Below are 20,132 nucleotides of genomic sequence, written 5' to 3'. Positions count from 1 at the left end.
TCGAGCGCGCCGATTGATGAGCTTGACACCACGCCGCCCGGGATAATCAGCGTGGTCAGGATAGCGCTCGCTTGCACAACCTGATCATTGATTTTCCTAACCTTCCCACGCTCGCCACATTGTCTGGTGCTTTGCGGAACAGCGCCCGAAGTATATCGGTCTTCTGTTGGAAACTTGGAAGTATCCTGAAACAGTTCGGGGGCAACGATAAGTCAAACTCGACTTGTACCCATCCGATCCCGTGGATGAACACTGCCTCGTCTTCTGCGCCAGACAATTCCAAGTCCGTGATCAAGACATTCTGCGTTGACAGTGCTTCGATCTGGATGTCACGTACAATGCCTCCAGCACGCAACGATGACTGCATCTGGATCTTGATGAGCTCCTCCTGTCCAAATCTCGGAAGTTCGATGCAGACAAGAAGACTGACAAATCCGATCAGCATGGCGAATGCCGACCACACAAGGTTCAGGCAATCGCGTTCGGAGAACTCGATGGGTGAACTCCACACAAACACCGTCGAAACGATCGAGAACGCAGAAAGTAGAGTGACAACTCCGAAGAACGCTGCCGTTGGCGCGTGAATGCGGATTTTGGATCTGTCGCCACCCTTTTCCGTAACCTTAAACGGCCGCCCGAATGGTTTGCGAATGGCCTGCAAAAGCGCGACCGTGATTGGAAGAGCGGTAATGGCGTGCGTCACTTCAGTGAAAAACGGTAAAGTCCGCCGGTCCGAAATCCAAGATGAATAACTCCAGAATACAAGGAGGGCGGATATCCCGTATTTCATGAATACCAGCTCATCTGCCTGAATAGCCGAGATGTCGAACAGCCAATAAATCGATGGTGCAAACAGCATGCAAAGGATAAACGGTTTCGACAGCCAGCTGAGAAGGCCATGGATGTAGTGGAGACGCTGGGTCAGGGTAAAACGGCCGCGCCACAATGGGCCGTCTTTTAGAAGTCCGATCTGGATTGTTCCAAGACACCAGCGCGTGCGCTGCGTTATATATTCCGGAATTCCTTCAGCCGACAGACCGACACTGAGCTTCTCGTTCAGCCAACGCGTTACATAACCCCGTTCCATCAGGCGATAGGTCAGCAACATGTCTTCGGACAGGGCTTCATGCGGGAATCCGCCCATTTCGTTCAAAGCTGAGCGCCTCACGACAAAACTGGTGCCGACGCAGAAAGCACATCCCACCGCGTCCTTCGCTGGCTGAAAAGTGTCGAAGAAGACGCGCTGATCATCGACAAACGATGACCTTATGCCAAGATTATGTTGTATCGGATCAGAGTTGAAATAGAACTGCGGTGTCTGGACAACACCTACCTCTTCGTTCCTGAACAGCCCAACTGTGCGTAGCAGGAAATTTTCTTGCGGGGCAAAATCCGCATCAAGCACCATGATCAAATCGCACGGATGCCTGGTGGCATTCGTAAGCGTTAGAGCGTTATTGAGGTTGCCCGCCTTGGCGTGGCGGTTGTCGGGACGCGTGATATAGCCCACACCAATTTGATCGCAATAATCTTTGATTTCAGGACGGCGGGTATCGTCGCAGACATACACTTTGAAGCCGGGATAATTCATCGATCCGGCACTGATGACGGACTTCTCCAAGATATTGATCGGCTCATTATAAGTGCAGATAAATACGTCGACGGAAGGATACTGTTCCGTAGCTGCGAGTTGTTTCTGAGCGTCGTCAGCCTCGAGCGACCAGTCAGTCGATCTGAACAGGATAAGAACTGAACCAAGCGCATAGACAACTGAAATAGCTTCAAACGTAAAGTAGAAGTAGGCCCAGATGCTGGCCCCGGTCACCTCAAGGTCAGGCAATGTGTCGAGCCATCGCCAGGAAATGTAAAGCACGAGCGACAGGATGGTAGCGCTTCCGAACAGCACTCTGTCAATCAACCTGTCCCGATGCGCCAACCTGGAGAACACGATGAACAGGAGTCCAATCCCCAGATCGAAAAGCAGCACACTCGAAACATCGTCGTTGACGTTGAAAAACATGCATACCTCAGTTGGGCCGGAAGGGGTTAAAATCCATTGCTGCCATCACGGCCCATGCGGTCGCACCCAGATGCGGCCAGTGCTGATACATGAACGCACCGCCCTGCCCCATCGCTCCGACTGTCAACCCAGTTGAAAGCGGCGGGCCGGAGGTCGCGTACAGCAACCCGGATTGCGGATCGACGTTTTCAAGGATGCTGGCGATCAACTCCGATGCGCGCTTTTGTTCACCTTCCTGTTGGAAGAGCAACGCTGCCTGCGCCGTTCCCTCGATCCACAGTCCATCCCGATCCCCGTTGAAATCATAACCGCCTGGCACAGCCAACTTTGCGTCCATCAGGCCAATAGTATCGGCCCATTTAGCGGGTCGCCGCGATTTGGGGACGACCAAAAAGGGCCATATCTGCACATCCAGCCACAAGTCGGTGCTGTGGACTGCATTTCCGGTCAAATCTGTACCGATGAGAAAGCCGCTCTTGTCGTCCCGCATGCTAGTCACGAACTGCAGCGTATTTTCGGCCAGCCTTTCCCACCGGGGATTTTCGCTGATCATGCTGAGCCATCGGGCTACGGCCAGGATGTCAATGTTGTGCTCGGTGGATTTCCACGCAATACGGACGGCCTTGGGCTCGAAACCGTAATATCCCCCCGCCACTCCGGGGCTAAGGTCGTCGCCCCGCAACTGATCGAGCCAAATGGCTAGGCGTTCCGCTGCCTCGAGATATTTCGCTTCCCTAGTCTTTTCGTGAAGCTGAAGAAGCGCCAATGCAGCCCACGCGACGTTACCGGAGGCAGTGCTGACCTGATACTCGTCTTCAGCCCAAACTTTGGAGCGATCATCCCACCAGCCCGGCAGCACGGGAGTCTCCGTTATTGGCCCGGCTCGATACGCGTTGCGAAGTCGCCCATCCGTGTAGAATCGGTCTTTCCCACCGGCAACAATCAACGCATCGCCGATTGATCTGGCGCGTTCAATCTCCCCACACGCTAGGAAAGCCATTGCCGCCAGCGAATTGTCATAGACAAACGCTGTGTTTTGGAGGGCTTCTGGCAAGGGCGGACCTCCAATCGAAGACAGGTAGCTCGGCAGAAACATCGTCAGCACGGTGCCACCCGCTCCTTCTGTTTGCAAACGAGCTAAAGCCGTACACAAAGTCGATCCGGCGGCACGATCGGCGGCATGACTGGCCGTAACGGCTAACACACAGACCGTCGCAACGCAGAAAGCCGAGCGGCATATGTCTAACACCGGCTAGTTCCATCTCGTATCAAAGACGGCTTGCGTTCCGCTATCGGCAATAATTCGCTCGTGAAGGAATGGTGTCGGATCCAGCCCTACCCCATGGTCGAACAGATAATCCGTGGCTTGGCATTTGCTTAACAGGCATGCCGTTTTCTTCAGTACTTGAACGGAATCATGTTTTTCGTCCGCTATCAAAACAGTTTCTGTATGAAGGCGTGGCTCCGCGGCATTTGCCTTGCCCGAGATATACATGCTGACATCAACGAGCTTTGATCCCTCCCGCAGGAAGGCCAATTCCAGCTTTTCTACCTGGTTCGCAAGCGCTGCAGTCGCTCCATTGACGTAGGCGCTTGTTTTTCCGGCCCAATCGCTTTGCCGCGTTACTGTGACCCATGTCCCGACCGAGCACAAATCGGCAGCCCCTTCCTGTGTCGATTTCTCCGGAGTTATGAAGGCATAGAGCTCACGGCGTTCCGTTGGCGGAAACGGAACCGCAAAGTCGAGATCAACACGATCCGTGGTGCGAGGAAGGAGCCGGCTTACCAGACCCGAGACCGGCGAAGACCATGCGTCCGATTCGACCACGACTTTTGCCCCGACTCCCAACGCCTGCGCCTGACGCTCGGAGAAGATCGCAACGACAAACGCTTCCCTGCAATCAACAGCTTGAGCGAGAGTATCACCCGCATTCACCTGTTTCCCAACTTGCGCTACTGTTTTATATATCTTTTCGGATTTCATGACCGAAACATCCGCTTTCGCCATCAATTCGATGCGGTGGTTCTCGGCTTGCGTGAGGCTTTGCAACTCCTCTAGGCGCATCTTTATAGACGCATTTTGCATACTGATCTGCGAGACATCCGCTCGGCGCGCGCGGATTTCATTCTGTAAATTCTGCAAATATTGATTGTTGTCGCCCACAAAGATACCGCGCCGGGCAAACCCCAAATCGTCGTTTGACATATCAACCTTAAGTCTCGCCGCTTCGACCTTGGCATCTTCCAGCCTGTTTCTGTTCAGAAGCTCATCCTTTGTACCGGGTGAAAATCCTTTGGAAACCAAGCCCAATTTACGAGCAGCAGATGCCTTGGCATTTTCTGCGGAAATGGTGGCAAGATTCAAGCGAACCTGAGCATCGCGTAGCACATTGTCGGAGCGGTCTATTAACGCCTGCTGCTGTACGGCCAGTTCAGCTTCCAGGTCTTTTATCCTGCTAAGATGAACGTCCAGGTTCGATTGTTTGAGCATAAGTTCATTCTGAAGCGAACTCGACTCTACCTGAAGCCCGATCAAAGTGGATCGGTCCACACGTTCGTTCTGGACCGTCGCGATGGGCCCTTCGTAGGCATCGTCTTTCTTGCCAGTGATATTCGTCACCGTCCCGTTGATCGGGGAGGTCAAAGACGACACCGGAGCATTAACGACTGCTCTTACAGACGTGGAAGTGAATACGGGCGGCAAGACCGATGACGTGAATACTGTAGCGAGTACACCGAGAACGCCATAAGAAGCTATTTTTACAGAAGCTGGTCTTCCGTTTGCGGGGTTGTTGGGCCGTGAAACCATAGTTTTTCACTCCGTTAAAGAGATCCTTGAACTATGTTTCCTTCCTTTTTTCTCCTCCCGCCGTCTTCTTCTTCTTATACTCCCCCTCTATTGTCACTAACGATCCCAAATATGCTTACACTTCGCAATACGCAATTGTGTTTAGAGCCATCCCCTATCTGTATACGTCCCCTCCAACTATTTATTTTGTGGCGTCATCTCATCGGACATTTTCCTGATGTCAGCCATCTTATGGGGTTGCCCTCCCACAAGGTCTCCAACAGGGCTTCGGGGCCCGGCTCTTAAAAGGATATAAAGCTACCAGCTGAAATCTAAACGCTAGTCGCAATCTCCTCTCGCACGCAAAGGAATGCAAGTCGGGACGCTTCGGAAGCCCGTCAATACTCGTATGCTAAGCGAATGAGCGGCGAAGTCAGGTATGGGAAACGTTGAGCTTCAGACAGCCGCATGATGACCTGGCTCGAAAACTGTCTTTAGCCGCCGTAGCTTGCGAATAGGCTTGATGTTGTATTTGTCCCATTGCCGTGACTGATGCCAATGAATCTGCGAGCGAGCAATCGCAAGGGCTGCAAGTAACAATACGCACACCGGAACATCGGTAATATCGTGACGATGTTCGAACTGTTTAATCGCATGCTGGAGGACTCGCTTATATTTCCTCTGCGGGATTCTGCTGTCCTTACGCCGGCGGTTCTGATCGTGCTAGGCAGTGCGATGACTGGACTTCAGCGATGGCCTGAGCAGTTTAAGGACGTTTTTTCCCAGCCTGATACCATATTTCTCAATCGTGCGGTGAAGCCCCCAGCTGATGAGATATACAGGTGGTGCGGTCACGATGACGGCTATCAGAACGCGATACTCTTCCCCCATCGCTACATAGGCCGGGTACAAAGACAAAACTCCGATGATCGGGATCATCAAAAGGAGATGCACCAGATAGACGCCATAGGATGTATCGCCAAGGAAACGGAATGATCGCCTGTCGAGCATAGAGACAATGTTTTCGATCCATCGTTGACCGACATAGGCCGCCATAATTTTATGAAGCACCAATGCGCCAAATCCCAGCGCAATCACCCCCTGTGTAACAACATACGACACGGATTTTGTTCCAAATACCACGCCCGGTACGAGAACGAGCAAAGCAAGCAGACCAAAGAAAGCCGACCGACCATCAGCACGGTGCGCCGCTACCGCAAAGAGCATGCCGGTGAGGAAGACATCTATCTTCAAGGCGAGGTTTGCCGGCATTGGATAATCATGGAAGTAAGCGGGTGCCACCGCCTGGAGAATGAAAGCTGTCGCCAGCATCAAAAATGCTGCGGCAGATACGCCTAACCTTAGCGACAGCAGCATGACGATCGGAAAGACAGCATAGAACTGCATCTCCAGCCCTATGCTCCAGTCGGGCAAAGGCGTGCGAAAACTGTAGTCCGGCAAGAGGCCGAACAAGAAAGTGCCGTGAATGATGGCATTCAACGGCGACTGATCGGTGTACCTCAGCATAGTCGTTTCAGTCGACGGCCAGACTGCGGCGATCTGCTCGCGCCAGGCACCGATTTCATTGCCTGCAAGGAACGAAATGATCAGGAGTACATAGAACAAAGGAGCGATTCTGAAAAAGCGCCTGAGCCAGAAGGACTGCCACGTGCTGGATTTATCCCAAGGCTCGGCACTGGATCTTTGAATATAGTGGTGGGTCATCAGGAAACCCGACATCATCATAAAAAGGTCAACTGCAAGACCACCCTCAGACACTATTGGCCAATAGACCGCATTCAAAATTGCCGCATGAGAGACAAGAACCCAAAATGCTGCTAGTCCGCGGACTGCGTCCAGATAAGGAAGATGATTATCGTTGGGGGGCAGAGGCCGCACTGATTCACCAGCATTTCAGTTGAGTGAAATAATGTTGCAATGCAGCATGGGTTGGTCTGGGGGTCAACCCAATATTGCTCAAAAGTTCTAGCCTCTTGGTAAGTCGCTGGGAATGATTGCGTTTTCTGACTCGCGTATTTGGGGAGGTATCGCATTCAGACCCCCGGTGGAAACTATCGGGTGGCCCAATGCTTTTACCGAGCGGTTTATGCGGTGTAATATGACAGACGCTTTAGCCGACCAATTCGTTACAGCTCTAAATAGGAGGGCACGCCCGCGGCGTACCCTTTTACCTGCGCCAAGAATATCATGCGGGCCAAATCGATTGTAGTTTTTCGCCATCAAGAATTCGATTGCGAGCCGCTGCTTCATCTTTCCCGAGTTCATCTGCGGCTGGCGGCAACCCAGTCCGACAAAACCTGTGTTTGTTCGATGGTGAGGAAGGTGTCGACCAGGACCGCGTCGCGCTCGCCGTAGATCAGCGTTGACGAATTCGCCACCCACATCAGCTCCTCGTGGCCGGGTGGTACATCGCGACTGAGCCCCGGACGCTTGATATTGAGTGTGCTCCAGCCAAGTCCGCTATTTAAGGCTGTGTTTGCGCTCATGATTGTCTCTGTGACTTGGGAAAAGGTGGATTGTCGGTTCGGGCAGAGAGGAGCGTGGTGGAACAGTTAAGCATCAGGCGCTGCGAGATTCAGGCGGACCTGTCGTGGCGACAGCCTCCGCCATTGGAAATTAATCGAGATAGGGGCAAATGGCCGCCCGGGATCAAAGCATGCCGCCTGGCTTCAAGCGCGCTTTCGTAAGCTGCAAGTGCAACGTCGGTGCGGTAATCTTGTCTTCGCGCGTTACCACAAGAAGCAGTGTCGCCGAGACGCGCAAAATCCGGTTGCAGGGCTGGTACATCCGGGCGGCTGCTGTCGAGCGAAGCGTACCTCATTATGCCAATGGTCCAGCGGGATAGGCTGCGAATGCTTTGGAAAGACGCTCGAGGCCGTTTTCTCCGGTCCGGCACAGCCCATGCGCCACAGGACGCGGGTCCGACACCTCGGTCAGATACAACCAAGCAGCCACCTCAACTCCGCCATCGGCGAGAATTTCTATGTTTAGCCTTGAAACCACAGCTTTTTTCCCTGCCGCAGATACCGTTGTCGACACCGCTCGTGCAGAAGCGATAATTATAAAGTGACCGGTCGGAATTAATTGGTCAAGGACGCATTACGTGAAATCTTCTCCTGCTGCCCGACGGGGCCCGAAACCAAAACCCGGCACTCGCGACAATCTCGTCAAGGCGGGGTTGCAGATGTTTCATGCCGAGGGATATGCCGCGACGGGCGTTCAGGGCATCGCTGAGAGGGTCGGAGTTCCCAAGGGGTCCTTCTATAATCATTTTGCAAGCAAGGAAGTTTTCGGTGCTAGCGTCCTTGATGCTTACTTCAACCGAAATGAGGACAAGCTTCGCAGCATGCTTTGCGATGCCGAAATTGCACCGCTTGCCCGCCTGGAAGCTTATTTTGATGAGCGGATCGAAGCGTTCAGGGCGGCCGGCTTTGTGAGAGGTTGCCTGCTCGGAAACATCAGTGCGGAGGTCGCTGATCACAGCGCCCTCATGCGTGAGCGTCTCGTGAAACATTTCGCAGCGTGGAGCGGATACTTCGCAAACTGTATCGCCCAAGCGCAGGACGACGGCGCGATCAGTAGTCGTATGCCGGCAGGATTGCTAGCTCGCTTCGTACTGAACAGCTGGGAGGGTGCATTGTTGCGCATGCGGGCCGATAGGAGCGATGAACCTCTACTCGAATTCAAGTCGATAGTTTTCAGTGTCCTGCTTACGTAGCAATGCTGACGAGCCACGTTGCTCAATGGCAGTCGCCCAGTTGGCACGAGACATTTGCTTCGAGATTCGAGAACAAAGCGAAAATACGTCGAGGGCTCGACCAGCCGAAAGTGAATCAAAAGCAGTGAGCAAGCAATGCGCAGTTGCCCTGCTCTCTTTGACGGCCGTAGCCACTCTTACCTCCAAGACATATTATCGTTGAGGAGATCACCACTGCGCATTTTATGCCTCGTTCCGCAGCTTATACCACGCGAGATGCCAAGTTCCGGCTCGTCGGCGGAATGAGTCTGTCCTCGGGTCGTGGGCGAACTTTTCGCAAATTCCAAGGACACCTCTAAGCTGGCGCCATCTCGCGAGTTGTACTCTACGCCTATGCGGCCAGGCTGGCTGCGGATTGTCTCGTCGCCCTCTGCCACCGCTGGGTCCATCCATCCACAGGCGACTTCATCGCGGTTCTCTCGCGTCCTCTACCGTAGTGAAACGCCACCGAAACATATTTCTGAAAAACCTATTGCATTATGGTCATAATTTCATATTATGTCCGTAAGCCAATAGTCGAACTCCATAGCCGGTGTTCCACGCGGCGCTCCATCAACACGCAAATGAAAGTGAGGATTCCGATGCAAAAGGAAGTACAGTCAGATCAGACCGGCAATGCCGCTGGTTTCGAGGCGATTGGTGTTGCACAAGCTGCTCGCGCCATTAACAGCGGAGATTTCTCAGCAGAGTCATACGCTGAAGCACTTCTACAGCGTGCCCGGGAACAGTCGGATATCAAGGCTTTCATCACGATTGACGAAGAGGCTGTTATTGCCGCGGCGCGCAAGGTCGACAAAGCCCGATCCGTTGGCGCGTCCGGTCCCTTGCTTGGCGTTCCTCTGGGGGTCAAGGATAGCTATTTGACAAGCGGCCTGCGTACGACTCTCGGCGTCAGCAATCTGAAAGATTTTGTACCCGCGCAAGACGCCGAGGTCGTCAGTGCAATCAAGGAAGCTGGGGCAATTGTATTGGGAAAGAACAACCTCGTTGAGATGTCCTACGGGTTGACTGGCGACAACAATCCGTATGGCCAGGTGAAAAACCCTCGCGCTCATGATCGGGTCAGTGGCGGATCGTCAAGTGGGTCTGCCGCGGCCGTCGCTGCCGGGATCGTGCCGGCAGCATTCGGAGGAGACACCGTCGGGTCGATCCGAGTACCAGCATCGTTGTGTGGAGTGGTTGGTTTCAAGCCAACGACGGGGCGCTGGCCGCGCAACGGTGTCGCGCCGATCTCCCACGTTCTCGACACGACAGGCGTCTTCGCCCGCACCGTCGAAGACTGCGACCTCATCGATCAAGTTGTCACTAAGGCTCCTGCTGCATCGATGACATCCAAACCAGGTGACCTCAAGGGTGTCAGGTTCGCATACGCACCGAAGCAATATCTGGATCTGGTCGACGCCGAAGTTGAAGGGCGTTTCAGAGATATTATACGCAGGCTGCGCGACGCCGGAGCCGAAATCGTCGAGGTCGACTTGGGAGATGGCTTTTCAGCGCTTGCCGACACAACAACATGGAACATCTTCTTCCATGATACGATGAATGCGATTACCGATTTCCTTGAAGATAATGATATTCCCACGTCATTCGAGGAGATTTACCGAGACCTTAAGCCGGGTCTGAAAGAGGCGTGGCAGCATCATGTGCTGCCGAGTGGATCCAAATGGCTTTCTCAGGATGGCTACAACGCGGCATTGGCAAATGATCGGCCCGAAATCCAGCGGCGATTCAAAGACGCCTTCGCGACAAGTGGGGCTGAGGCGCTTCTTTTCCCGACGACCCCCTGCACGGCACCGGAGATCGGCAAAGAGAACCGGTTTTCAATCGCAGGGCAGGAAGTTACCTACGCTGCTTTGGCGAAGAACACTGTTCCAGCAAGTGGTGCGGGCCTTCCAGGGATCAGCCTCCCCATGGGCAACGCGAGCAACCATCTTCCCATCGGCCTTGAGATCGATGCTCCCTTCGGTGGTGATCGCAGGCTGTTGGAAATCGCCCGTCGGGTGGAAGCGCTGGGTATCTCGTCTCTTTGAAAAACAAACAGGACAAGACCGCTCGTCTTATCCAACTCAAATTAAAAAGGGCCTCTAAAATGGCAAATACGATCAACATCCAAAAAATTGACGTTGAACATGTTACGATCCACTCCGGCAAGGACTTTGGCGTCGTCAAGTCAATGCTGGAAAGCCTAGTCCCACGTATTGATGACGGCATCTTCACGCTCCTCCGTTATCGGGAAACGACCCGCGCGCTTCGCGAATTGGAGGCTTTACCGGCGCTTTCAATTTTCGGATCGAGAGATCACGGCGCGCTTCTTCAGGTGGCCGGACTTCAGCGTCAGTCGATACAGTACGACATCGGCAATCCGCTGACGGCATCCAAGATGACCCGACATCGCATGTCTGCCGGCCTTTACGCACCAGTTCGGGTGCTGCTACGCGAGGACAATGACGGCGTCGCATTCGAGTACGATCGTCCGATCTCGACCTTTGGCCAGTTCGCTGACCAGGAAGTCAACGAAGTTGCGCGAAAGCTTGATAACGATCTGCAAGCCGTGCTTGAATCGGCAGCCGCGTAGGCTGTCGCGAGCCCATATGCTAATCGCAGCAACGATCTGATGCAGAAGCTGAACACTTACGGAAGACATAGATGCGTTTTGAAAAGGGTCACAAGGAGAACACGCGGCGTCGAATAATCGACGTCGCTTCCAAGCGCTTTCGGAAAGAGGGTGCGGCAGCCTCGGGCCTGGCGGGGATCATGTCCGAGGCCGGGTTAACAAACGGGGCCTTCTATCCTCACTTTGAATCGAAGGAAGCGCTCGTAAGGGAGGCGATTGTAAGTGCACTGACGGATCAGCGTGCAAGTCTGGAGCGAGCCGGTGCGGCGGAGTTGGGGATTGAAGACGTTGTTCGCGATTACCTGAACGTCGCTCACTTGCATGGAACCGAGGATGGGTGTCCTTCAGCGGCCCTTTTACCTGAAATCGGACGGCAACCGGATTCGACCCGTAACGCATATGAGGTTGGACTGAGCAATTACGTCGAGACACTCGCTTCTTATCTTCCACCTTCGTCATCATCGTTATCGCGTGAACGCGCCATGGCAATTTTCGGTCTGATGGTAGGTACCCTGCAAATTGCACGAGCGGTTTCTGACGAGATTGTGGCAGCGCAAATTTTGGAAGGGGGCGTGCAAGCAGCGCTGTTGCTCGCGAAGACATAGCCGGGGACGCTGCCATGCCGAAACTTGACCGCCTTGAAAGGAAACGAACCGTAGAATACCTGATAGGGGCGCGGTTCCACTTGAGACGTTATGCGATTTTCGAAGCACGGAACGGCGGCAGACCCGCCACAGACGATGCATAGGGCGCGGCGCGATCTTCTCCAACGCACATTCGGAATGAATAACCAACACTCAAGTGCCGTGGCTACTGGCTCCCTGCACATCATCCGGCTGCGGCCATCGCTGCAGCGCGATGCAGCCAGCTTCTGTCAACGCATAGACGCCCCTATCGAGGCGCTCAAACCAGCCATAAACATTCGAAAGCAATATCTTGCCCGCGTCCGGTACGTTGGTTCTAACATCACGCACGCGCAGCGGTCCTGCCGTCAGCGTTGCCGCACAGGCAAGCGCCTGCTGCCGATAGGCGGTCATAATTGGCGTGCGGGTGAGCGTTGGTGCGTGGATACTTTGTCAACGGTTTGGCGCTAGGCAGCCGGGATCGCAATCAGCTTGATCCGTGCCATGCCCTACAAATACAATGCTGCCCAGCGTCATCACATTGAGAAGATGAAGTTCAAGGTGACGAACTGGGCGGATTATGAGGCAGGTCTGCGCCGACGTGGTAGCCTGACATTATGGGTAACGCCGGAGGCACTGGTCGGGTGGCGCGCTCCCAGACGCAAGACCCGAGGCGGCCAAGCCCGGTATTCCGATCTCGCCATCGAAACGGCCCTGACGCTGGGTTGCGTTTTCGGGATGCGGCTGCGCCAGACCGAGGGATTGCTACACTCGCTGCTGGATCTCATGGGGCTGGCAGTCCCTGTTCCGGATCATACGACGCTGAGCCGTCGGGCGCAGAACTGGGAGCCATCAGCCCGACGAAACCGGCCGCTGCCGGACGGCCCGCTGCATGTGCTTGTCGATAGCACCGGATTGAAAGTCTACGGCGCTGGGCAATGGCTGGAGGAGAAGCATAGCGGCAGATCCCGTCGCAACTGGCGCAAGCTCCATCTGGCAGTGGATGCCGACAGTGGCGAAATCATCGCCCATAGGCTGACAGACCAGAACACGGATGATCCTTCCCAGGTGTCGCCGTTGCTCGATCAGATCGACGGCGAGATCGACCAGTTCACAGCCGACAGGGCCTATGACGGCCAGCCAACCTATCAGACGATTCTGCAGCATAGCAGCACCGCGAAGATCGTCATTCCACCGCGTGTCACGGCGGTGGAAAGCGGTGATACCGGACCGCCTGATCAAAGGAACAAGCACATTGCAGCAATAGCACGCGACGGTCGGCTGAGATGGCAGGCTGTTGCTGGCTATGGCAAGCGGGCCCTGATCGAAACAGCCATCGGACGATACAAGGGGCTGATCGGAAGGCGACTGCGAGCACGCTTTTTTCCGGCTCAGCAGACCGAGGTTGCCATTAGCTGCATCGTTCTCAACCGCATGCTGGCGTGTGGACGCCCGGAGTCTGTCCGGCGTCAAGTCAGGCAGGCATAACCGACTACATCAAAGATCGAAATGCGTTCGAATTCATATCCGCGCACCAACGCCGCTTTAACGCCATCGCCCCCAAATTTGCCCCACGTACCCGATTTGACATTACGCCGACGCGAACTTTGATAACCTTAACGCCCTGTTTACGTTAATCATTTTCATCACACAGCAGTTATCCACGAGTTAGCTTCTGCTTATCGGACTATGAAATCAAGAAGTCCGGCGCGCGCGCGTAAAGTATTGCCGTCCGAACAGCAATCAACCTGTCGTACGCATCTCTGGTGGTCCAAACGCCCGTTTTCCTTGTATTTCAGGCAATTTCATCGACTACAGAGCAGCCGTTTCACCCATTATCGGCATTTTCAAACGACCGTTTTCTGGTAACTTTCGGTAGTGTACTAGCGAGCTTTTCTGCCTAGAGTTCCGGAAACAAAACCCGATCCCACTTCTCATCGGCTATCCGGGTGTTTCAGACGACACCCCAAGCGCGGTAACGTCCCCTGCCCGTCATTTCACGCACGCCAAGTTCACCGATGAGATTTAGCGCCCCGCGTTGGGAAACCTTCAATTCCTTGGCAATCAGAGCTGTTGATACCATGGGTCGTGACAAAATGAGATCGATCATGCCGGGAAGGCTTGATGTGGAGCGTCGATCCTTCAATTTTCGCTCCATTTGCATCCGAGCAAGACTCAGCCGCTCGACTTCCTTCAGATTTGACAAGCTCGATATCTGAACCGCTTCCAGAAAAGCAATGAGCCGTGTCGTATGATCGCGGGCACGGCGGCGCTCGCGCGGAATGGAACGCAATCCCGCGTTGAAGGCTGTGAGATGCGATCTGGTCTTGCCCCGTTCTCTGAGCATGGCGGACACGAGCATTGGACCTAGCCAGTGCTGGTGTTGCAATGGTTCGATATCCTCCCATGCGTCCCAGACTACTGCAGCCGCAAGTAGTGGTGGCAAATCACGGCTCCGGTCATGAACCGCCAGCCATCGCTCGATCCGCGCATCCTCATCCCAATCCGGGTCGTATACCAGCGGGTCACCATCCAGTGTGACCTCGGCCGGTGGAGGCCTGCTCCCTCCCCTCCCCCCGCCAACCTCCGCTGGTTGCGCAAGCAGCCGCGACGAACGGTCCAGCAACGCATCCAATTTCGCCAATTCGTCTTCGAAGGCGTTTTCGGCATCAGATTTGACCTCGGTCTCATCGTCCGTAACGGGTTCAACCGCTGGCATGGTTTCAGCAGATGGCACGGCAAACTCGCTGGTTGCCCGCCCGCGCAGATTAGCGAGACCTTTCGAACTGAACGACCAAGCCGGCGGGCTAGCAGCGATCTGGCGTCGCGTACGCAAAATGGCATGAGCCCTTGTCAGCTCATGCGTCGGAGTGCGGATGTCCATGCGTGCATCATGGAGAACCAAATCTTCGACATGAACAAGCTCCCCCGCCAGCCAGAGAGCATTACACGCCTCCATGAAATGCGAGCGTTCTATCCAGCCCTCATTTTCGCGCAAAAGTCCGTCGCGCGTCCGGCGTCCGTTCGTGTCGCCGAGATCATTCTTGCGACCGACCCTGTCGTCAAGCCGCGCCAACGCGTCTTCAGCAGCAATGACGGGTTGAAGCAGATCTTTGAGAGGTAACTCACCAGAATCATAAACCATTGAAACTATGGTAAACAATTGCTTAAACGGATGCTATAATGAATTTCGCTTCCGTTGGGCGAAGTGCAGGTACCGCCGGATAAACAGGATGAATCGTGTGGGAGGGCTGATTCGCATTATTAGCGTGTTTGGCGCCTCTAGCCAACCACGACCGTCGCTTTTCCAGAGACGCGACTGTAAAGATCGATGATGTCCTGATTAATCAGACGCACGCAGCCAGATGACATCGACTGCCCGATCGACCACCATTCTGGCGATCCGTGAATCCGATAGCCGGTATCGACGCCGTCCTTGAAAATGTAGAGAGCCCTGGCTCCCAGCGGATTTTGCGGTCCAGGTTCCATGCCATTCTGGTATTTGGCCAATTCCGGCTTGCGCTGAATCATTTCGCGTGGCGGTGTCCAACGGGGCCATTCCTTCTTGTACTGGATATTGGCGCGCCCACTCCAAAGAAAGCCGTCTTTGCCGATACCGACGCCGTAGCGAATGGCATCGCCGCCGGGTTGGACCAGATAGAGAAAGCGTTCCTGCAGGCGGACGACAATCGTACCCGGCTGCTCGCCTGTGGGATCGACAACTATCTGCCGCCGGAACTGGACTGGAACTTTTTGATACGGAACCGCTGGGAGCGAGTACGGACCCTCCTGCACAGCGGCGTACATAACCTCCGGAACAGTTACCGATTTATCAATGCTGATTTGTGGCCGTATGCCACTGGTCGGCATCGCGTCTATATCCATGGACGGCAGTTCGAGGGTCGTTTGTGTGCAGCCGGTCATTCCAAGCACGGCCATAGACCCTGCACCCGCCAAAAGATGACGGCGGGAAATAGCGGGGATCGGCTGTGTGGTCGTGGATGCCTGTTTACGCTGGGACAATTTCGCACTCGCTTACAAATATTGGCAATCGTTTAAACTGTATGGAAATGTGGTTTACAAACGATGAATCGAAGAAGAGCGTCTTAACCATCCTCAAAGATGGAGTTGACAGCTGACAACTCTCTTTAGCAGGGCGTCCCTCGCAGCAAGCCCACCCGCTTAGTTGACAGCTGTCAACGCAGCTTGTCGAATTTTCAAATCCCCGACTCAGAAGTATTTAGTGATGCAATCCTGCGTTTTACGTCTACAATTCTTCTACGCCAGATTGTACCCTACCCCGGTTTGGATCTCCTTCACGCTCGATCAGGTATTTCACAATGGCAGATGATACGGCTTACAGTTTCAGGCAGAGAGTTCTCAGCATCGAAGAATCGAGCGCGCCCACAAATCCTGTGCAACATACGCTCAAGAATAGGACAGGCTCTTCACGCTACACCCAGCGGCAGTTGGTTCTGGCGGAAGAGTTTATCCAAAATAATATTTGCAATCCTGTCAGCATTTCAGACATCGCCAACGCCGCCGGCATCAACATCCGCGCCCTGCAGCGCCTGTTTCGCAAATACCGCGGAGCCACGCCAATCCAGGTTTTGCTGAATGGCCGCATTGCTGCAGCCCATGAAATCATTTGCAGCGGGAAAGCAACATCCGTGAGGGAGCTCGCGGCCAAGCTACACTTCTCAAATCCGGGCAGGTTTTCCAAGCTTTATCGCAAAACGTATTCGGTCGTTCCATCTGAACAAATCCGCGCCCAGCAAGGCAGGGCGAATCCGCGCGATTGACCAGCGTAGGTCGAGCGTATCAGCGATAAGCTGCCGTTCGATCCAGAAAGTCATGGAAGTGCGCAATGACGCTGTCCCGATCGATGAAGATCACAGCGTAGGCGGGCGGCTCGTGCGTAACCGCAATTCTCTCCGATGAAAAATCCAGTGCCGACTGATGGTTGGTGCCGCGCAGGACGCTGACAGGAATACCCCGCCAACTCCCGGCGATCGGCCGGTGTGCATGGCCGGCAAAAATATGGCGGACATTGCCATGTTCCTTCAGCAGCGCGTAGAGCGTATCCGCTTCGATGATGCCCATCCGGTCCAGAAGCGGCATGTGAATAGGAAAAGGCGGGTGATGTGAGAACAGAAATACCGGTTGGTCCCTGGCCTCCAGCAGGCGCTTTTGCAGCCAGCGCAACCGCACCCCATCCAAACGACCCTCGGGGCGGCCGGGAACCAGCGTATCGAGCATGATCAGCCTGCCTTCGCGAGTGTCTTCCACACTCTGGACAAAGCCGTCCTCCGCACGGACAGTATCAAACACGTTCAGAAAAGCATTGCGCTCGTCATGGTTGCCGAGCATCAGACGGAAGGGTGGGAGCAGTTTTGTGAGTTCCTCCGCCAGAACCCGATATGTAATCTCTTCCCCTGTGTCACTCAGATCGCCGGTAAAGATCACTAATTCGGCATCGCCGTGATTCTGGTTGATGTCGGTGATGCAAGCCTCCAGGCGCGCCAAGGGGTCAAGACCACATAGGGTTGCACCCGGCTTCACCAGATGCAGATCAGTCACTTGGATGATTTTCATGCAAGAAGTTCCAAGGGTTCTCTAGGATCTATACGACCCAGGAATACGCGCACTACCGCGCAGGATAAGACGTGTATTCAAACGTTCATGAGCGGGCGGGCGGTCAGGTTCAGCCTCGCGGCGATCGAGAAGTGCCACCGCATGCGCAGCCATAGTGTTCGCATCCTGCCGAAACGTCGTAAGATTGTAGGCATCCCATGACGCTTCCGGAATATCGTCGAATCCTACAATGGACAGATCTTCTGGAATCGAAAGTGTCGTGTGTTTCCGCACATAATCAATCAAGCCGAATGCCATTAAATCATTCACACAGAACACGGCATCCGGGCGGTCGCTCTCAACGGCGAAGAGCTGCTGAGCGGCTTCCTGTCCACCCGCATAATCCGAATTCTTGCCGTTTCCGGTCAGAACAGTGGCATCATGCAGTTCGGCTTCCCGCCGGAAACCGTATTCCCGTTCGATCGTCGTGGGAGTGGCTGGCAAAGCCCCGGCAAAGCCCAACTTCGTTATACCATCGGCGAGGAAAAAACGCGCAGCCTCACGGCCGGCGCCTTCATTGTCGATATTAACGTCATCTGCTCCTGTTTCCGAGCGTCCGAGAACGATCAATGGCTGGCCATTGCGGCGGGCAAGATCGACGAACGACGAGGGCGGCGAACCAGAGAGGATAATCGTCGCTTCCGCGCGATAACCAAAAAGCATCTTTTGTGCCGCAACCAGTTCTTCTTCGGTGCGGCCAGTATTGATCACTATGGGAACACTGCCCCGGTGAATGAGCGCCTTGGTCAGCGCCGCAACAAGATGTGAGCGATAGCCGAGTTCGGGATTCGTAACGACCAACCCCACGAGCCGGCTCTTTCGAGCCAGAAGACCACGCGCTAGATCGTTGACCTGATAGCCAAGCGCTTCCGCGGCCTCCATGATCTTCTCGCGCTTTTTGGCCGATACACTTGCACCTGGTGTAAAAGCTCTCGACACCGCAGAGCGGGATACACCCGCGTGTTTCGCAACCTGCAGCGCACTGACGTACTGCTTGTCGTCATTGGAAGCGCGCTTGTTTTTAGATTTCATATTTTCAATGTCCGACCTTGGAAAGCACATCTGCCCGCAAGAATCGCTCCACCACCAGCATGAAGCCAATCGAGGGTACGAGTAACAGCAGAGCGGTGATCGACGCAATCTGATAATTTCCACCTGAACCCGCAGTGTATAGCAATAGCGGCAGGGTATTCACGACGGGCGCGCCGACGAAATAGCTGCCGGTAAATTCGTCGAGCGATTCGAGAAAAACGAAGATGGCGCTGGCCATGAGACCGGGAGCGGCAAGAGGAAGCGTGACATCGCGAAACGCGCGAAGCGGCCCGGCACCAATTGAACGCGCCGCTTCTTCGAGATCGATATCCACTGCCGAAAATGCCGCCGTAGCAATCCATACCGCATACACCAGGCCATGCGTAACGTGCACCATGACGACGCCGGCAATGGTTCCGTTAAGGCCAATCTCGTAAAAAAACCGGGCAATGTTTACGTAGACCGGAAGGTTAGGGAAAGCCTGAGGGATAAGAAATGCGAGAAGGATCAAACCGCGAAACGGCAGTTTGAGCCGCGATAGAGCGTAGCCTGCAGGAATGGCCAAAACCAGCGACGCGATGACGGTGAGCGTCGCGACGACGATACTGGTCATCAACGATGCCATCGCATTACCGCGCGGCGAGAATACCCTCTGCCAGAAAGTGAACCCGTATTCCAACGGCAGCATATGCGGGAAATACCATTTTTCCGCCACCGTCCACAAAAGCAGATTGGTCAGTGGCCCAAAAATAATGAATGCGAGGAGCCCAAGAATGAAGGCTCGCGGCAGCCACCAGAGATCGATATGAGCCGTCATAAGCGGTCCTTCATTGTCTGACGCAGATATATCAGTGCCACACCAGCTGTCAAAAGCAAAGAAATCACGCCGAGCGCATTGGCGACGCCATAGTCACCATGGGCATTGATCCGAAAAGCGATATCGGCGGTCAGCATTGTTGGCGACTGAGCATTGATCATCAGCGGGACGGACAGCACAGACATCATGGTGACGAAGGAAAGAATCAGACCCACGAGCAACGTGCCGGAGATCTGCGGCACGACAATCTCAATGAGAATACGCAGGCGCGAAGCGCCAAGATTGCGTGCGGCTTCAATGGTGCTGCGATCGAGGGATGCCATGGCCCCGGCAACAAGCAGCGTTACGAACGGCGTCTGTTTCCAGACAAAAGCAATCACAATACCGCGCCAGTCGAGAAATCCGGTCGTCTGCAACGGCGTCAATATTCCGAGACTCACAAGGATATTGTTCATCAGCCCGTTCTTGGCAAGAAAGGTGCGCAAGACCTGGCCGACGACAATAAAGGGAATGAACATGGGCCAGCGATAAAGCCAGCGCAGGATAGCCACGGAACGCGGATTTTCACCGAGGGTAAGATATCCGCCAATCGCGATAGACAAAAGTCCGATGAGCACGGTCGAAATGGAGACGATGACGACTGTGAATATCATGTCCTTGGAATAGAGGTCGAACGATTTGCTGAAATTGCCAAGGCCGAAACTGTCGCCGACCTCAAATGCTCCGAGGATAGACGCAAACAGCGGCACGATGAAAAACAGCACGATCATGATCAGTGCCGGAAGAACAAGGAGAAGGGCGAGGAAGCGCGTCTGCATCAAAATGT

Annotated in this window: 19 protein-coding genes and 1 pseudogene; 6 read left to right on the top strand and 14 right to left on the bottom strand. The window is 54.5% G+C overall.

Features of this window, described 5'->3' with window-relative positions; all coding sequences use genetic code 11:
- Positions 1 to 55 precede the first annotated feature (55 nt).
- The 7 genes from LB462_RS07130 to LB462_RS07100 form a co-directional block, all read right to left on the bottom strand.
- Positions 56 to 2,020: a glycosyltransferase family 2 protein gene (locus LB462_RS07130; protein ID WP_224506604.1), complete on the bottom strand. Its 1,965-nt coding sequence runs from the start codon at positions 2,018 to 2,020 to the stop codon at positions 56 to 58.
- A 7-nt stretch (positions 2,021 to 2,027) separates the two neighbouring features.
- Positions 2,028 to 3,074: a hypothetical protein gene (locus LB462_RS07125; protein WP_224506603.1), complete on the bottom strand. Its 1,047-nt coding sequence runs from the start codon at positions 3,072 to 3,074 to the stop codon at positions 2,028 to 2,030.
- Positions 3,075 to 3,272: 198 nt separating this feature from the next.
- On the bottom strand, positions 3,273 to 4,664 hold the full coding sequence (locus tag LB462_RS07120; protein ID WP_224506602.1) for an HlyD family secretion protein: 1,392 nt from the start codon (positions 4,662 to 4,664) through the stop codon (positions 3,273 to 3,275).
- An 867-nt stretch (positions 4,665 to 5,531) separates the two neighbouring features.
- On the bottom strand, positions 5,532 to 6,707 hold the full coding sequence (locus LB462_RS07115) for an acyltransferase family protein (protein WP_224506601.1): 1,176 nt from the start codon (positions 6,705 to 6,707) through the stop codon (positions 5,532 to 5,534).
- A 383-nt stretch (positions 6,708 to 7,090) separates the two neighbouring features.
- Complete coding sequence (locus LB462_RS07110; RefSeq protein ID WP_224506600.1) at positions 7,091 to 7,315, bottom strand: MBL fold metallo-hydrolase; 225 nt, start codon at positions 7,313 to 7,315, stop codon at positions 7,091 to 7,093.
- Between the two features lie 163 nt (positions 7,316 to 7,478).
- Positions 7,479 to 7,616, bottom strand: a complete 138-nt coding sequence (locus tag LB462_RS07105) for a hypothetical protein (protein ID WP_224506599.1) — start codon at positions 7,614 to 7,616, stop codon at positions 7,479 to 7,481.
- 33 nt (positions 7,617 to 7,649) lie between these two features.
- Entirely contained in the window at positions 7,650 to 7,832 is a 183-nt protein-coding gene (locus LB462_RS07100) for a hypothetical protein (protein WP_224506598.1), read from the bottom strand.
- Between the two features lie 100 nt (positions 7,833 to 7,932).
- On the opposite strand from LB462_RS07100, the gene LB462_RS31395 reads away from it, so the two are divergent.
- The 4 genes from LB462_RS31395 to LB462_RS07080 all read left to right on the top strand — a co-directional run bounded on the left by LB462_RS31395 (position 7,933) and on the right by LB462_RS07080 (position 11,805).
- The gene (locus LB462_RS31395; protein ID WP_224506597.1) at positions 7,933 to 8,547 is read left to right on the top strand and encodes a TetR/AcrR family transcriptional regulator; all 615 of its coding nucleotides are present in this window, start codon (positions 7,933 to 7,935) and stop codon (positions 8,545 to 8,547) included.
- A 620-nt stretch (positions 8,548 to 9,167) separates the two neighbouring features.
- Positions 9,168 to 10,616 carry an amidase family protein gene (locus tag LB462_RS07090; protein WP_224506596.1) on the top strand — a complete coding sequence of 483 codons (1,449 nt, stop codon included), beginning with the start codon at positions 9,168 to 9,170 and terminating at the stop codon, positions 10,614 to 10,616.
- A gap of 59 nt (positions 10,617 to 10,675) precedes the next feature.
- On the top strand, positions 10,676 to 11,161 hold the full coding sequence (locus LB462_RS07085) for a DUF302 domain-containing protein (RefSeq protein WP_224506595.1): 486 nt from the start codon (positions 10,676 to 10,678) through the stop codon (positions 11,159 to 11,161).
- 71 nt (positions 11,162 to 11,232) lie between these two features.
- Complete coding sequence (locus LB462_RS07080) at positions 11,233 to 11,805, top strand: TetR/AcrR family transcriptional regulator (RefSeq protein WP_224506594.1); 573 nt, start codon at positions 11,233 to 11,235, stop codon at positions 11,803 to 11,805.
- Positions 11,806 to 11,997: 192 nt separating this feature from the next.
- Here the strand turns inward: LB462_RS07080 and LB462_RS07075 are convergent.
- Positions 11,998 to 12,252, bottom strand: a pseudogene (locus tag LB462_RS07075) (DUF2161 family putative PD-(D/E)XK-type phosphodiesterase); the annotation flags it as partial.
- Between the two features lie 75 nt (positions 12,253 to 12,327).
- Between LB462_RS07075 and LB462_RS07070 the strand changes: the two are divergent.
- Entirely contained in the window at positions 12,328 to 13,311 is a 984-nt protein-coding gene (locus LB462_RS07070; RefSeq protein ID WP_224506593.1) for an IS5 family transposase, read from the top strand.
- Between the two features lie 466 nt (positions 13,312 to 13,777).
- Here LB462_RS07070 and LB462_RS07065 read toward each other — a convergent pair whose 3' ends face one another.
- Both LB462_RS07065 and LB462_RS07060 read right to left on the bottom strand, forming a co-directional pair.
- The gene (locus tag LB462_RS07065) at positions 13,778 to 14,968 is read right to left on the bottom strand and encodes an RHE_PE00001 family protein (RefSeq protein ID WP_224506592.1); all 1,191 of its coding nucleotides are present in this window, start codon (positions 14,966 to 14,968) and stop codon (positions 13,778 to 13,780) included.
- Positions 14,969 to 15,105: 137 nt separating this feature from the next.
- A complete protein-coding gene (locus LB462_RS07060) occupies positions 15,106 to 15,762 on the bottom strand; it encodes a L,D-transpeptidase (RefSeq protein WP_224506657.1) in 657 nt (218 codons plus the stop codon).
- A gap of 401 nt (positions 15,763 to 16,163) precedes the next feature.
- On the opposite strand from LB462_RS07060, the gene LB462_RS07055 reads away from it, so the two are divergent.
- Entirely contained in the window at positions 16,164 to 16,625 is a 462-nt protein-coding gene (locus tag LB462_RS07055) for a helix-turn-helix transcriptional regulator (RefSeq protein WP_224506591.1), read from the top strand.
- Positions 16,626 to 16,644: 19 nt separating this feature from the next.
- Here the strand turns inward: LB462_RS07055 and LB462_RS07050 are convergent, their stop codons facing one another.
- Genes LB462_RS07050 through LB462_RS07035 form a run of 4 tightly spaced genes read right to left on the bottom strand, consistent with a single transcriptional unit; the run spans position 16,645 to position 20,124 of the window.
- Positions 16,645 to 17,418: a phosphodiesterase gene (locus tag LB462_RS07050; RefSeq protein ID WP_224506590.1), complete on the bottom strand. Its 774-nt coding sequence runs from the start codon at positions 17,416 to 17,418 to the stop codon at positions 16,645 to 16,647.
- A 21-nt stretch (positions 17,419 to 17,439) separates the two neighbouring features.
- Positions 17,440 to 18,489, bottom strand: coding sequence for a LacI family DNA-binding transcriptional regulator (locus LB462_RS07045; RefSeq protein ID WP_224506589.1), 1,050 nt, complete (start codon positions 18,487 to 18,489; stop codon positions 17,440 to 17,442).
- Between the two features lie 4 nt (positions 18,490 to 18,493).
- Positions 18,494 to 19,306 carry an ABC transporter permease gene (locus LB462_RS07040; protein WP_183664900.1) on the bottom strand — a complete coding sequence of 271 codons (813 nt, stop codon included), beginning with the start codon at positions 19,304 to 19,306 and terminating at the stop codon, positions 18,494 to 18,496.
- Positions 19,303 to 20,124 carry an ABC transporter permease gene (locus LB462_RS07035; protein ID WP_224506588.1) on the bottom strand — a complete coding sequence of 274 codons (822 nt, stop codon included), beginning with the start codon at positions 20,122 to 20,124 and terminating at the stop codon, positions 19,303 to 19,305. The genes LB462_RS07040 and LB462_RS07035 overlap by 4 nt, the downstream gene beginning before the upstream one ends.
- Positions 20,125 to 20,132 lie beyond the last annotated feature (8 nt).

It is taken from the genome of Phyllobacterium chamaecytisi (assembly GCF_020164455.1).
GTDB lineage: Bacteria > Pseudomonadota > Alphaproteobacteria > Rhizobiales > Rhizobiaceae > Phyllobacterium > Phyllobacterium chamaecytisi.
Note: the sequence above shows the minus strand (reverse complement) of the source record. Positions and strands in the feature narration are given on the sequence as shown.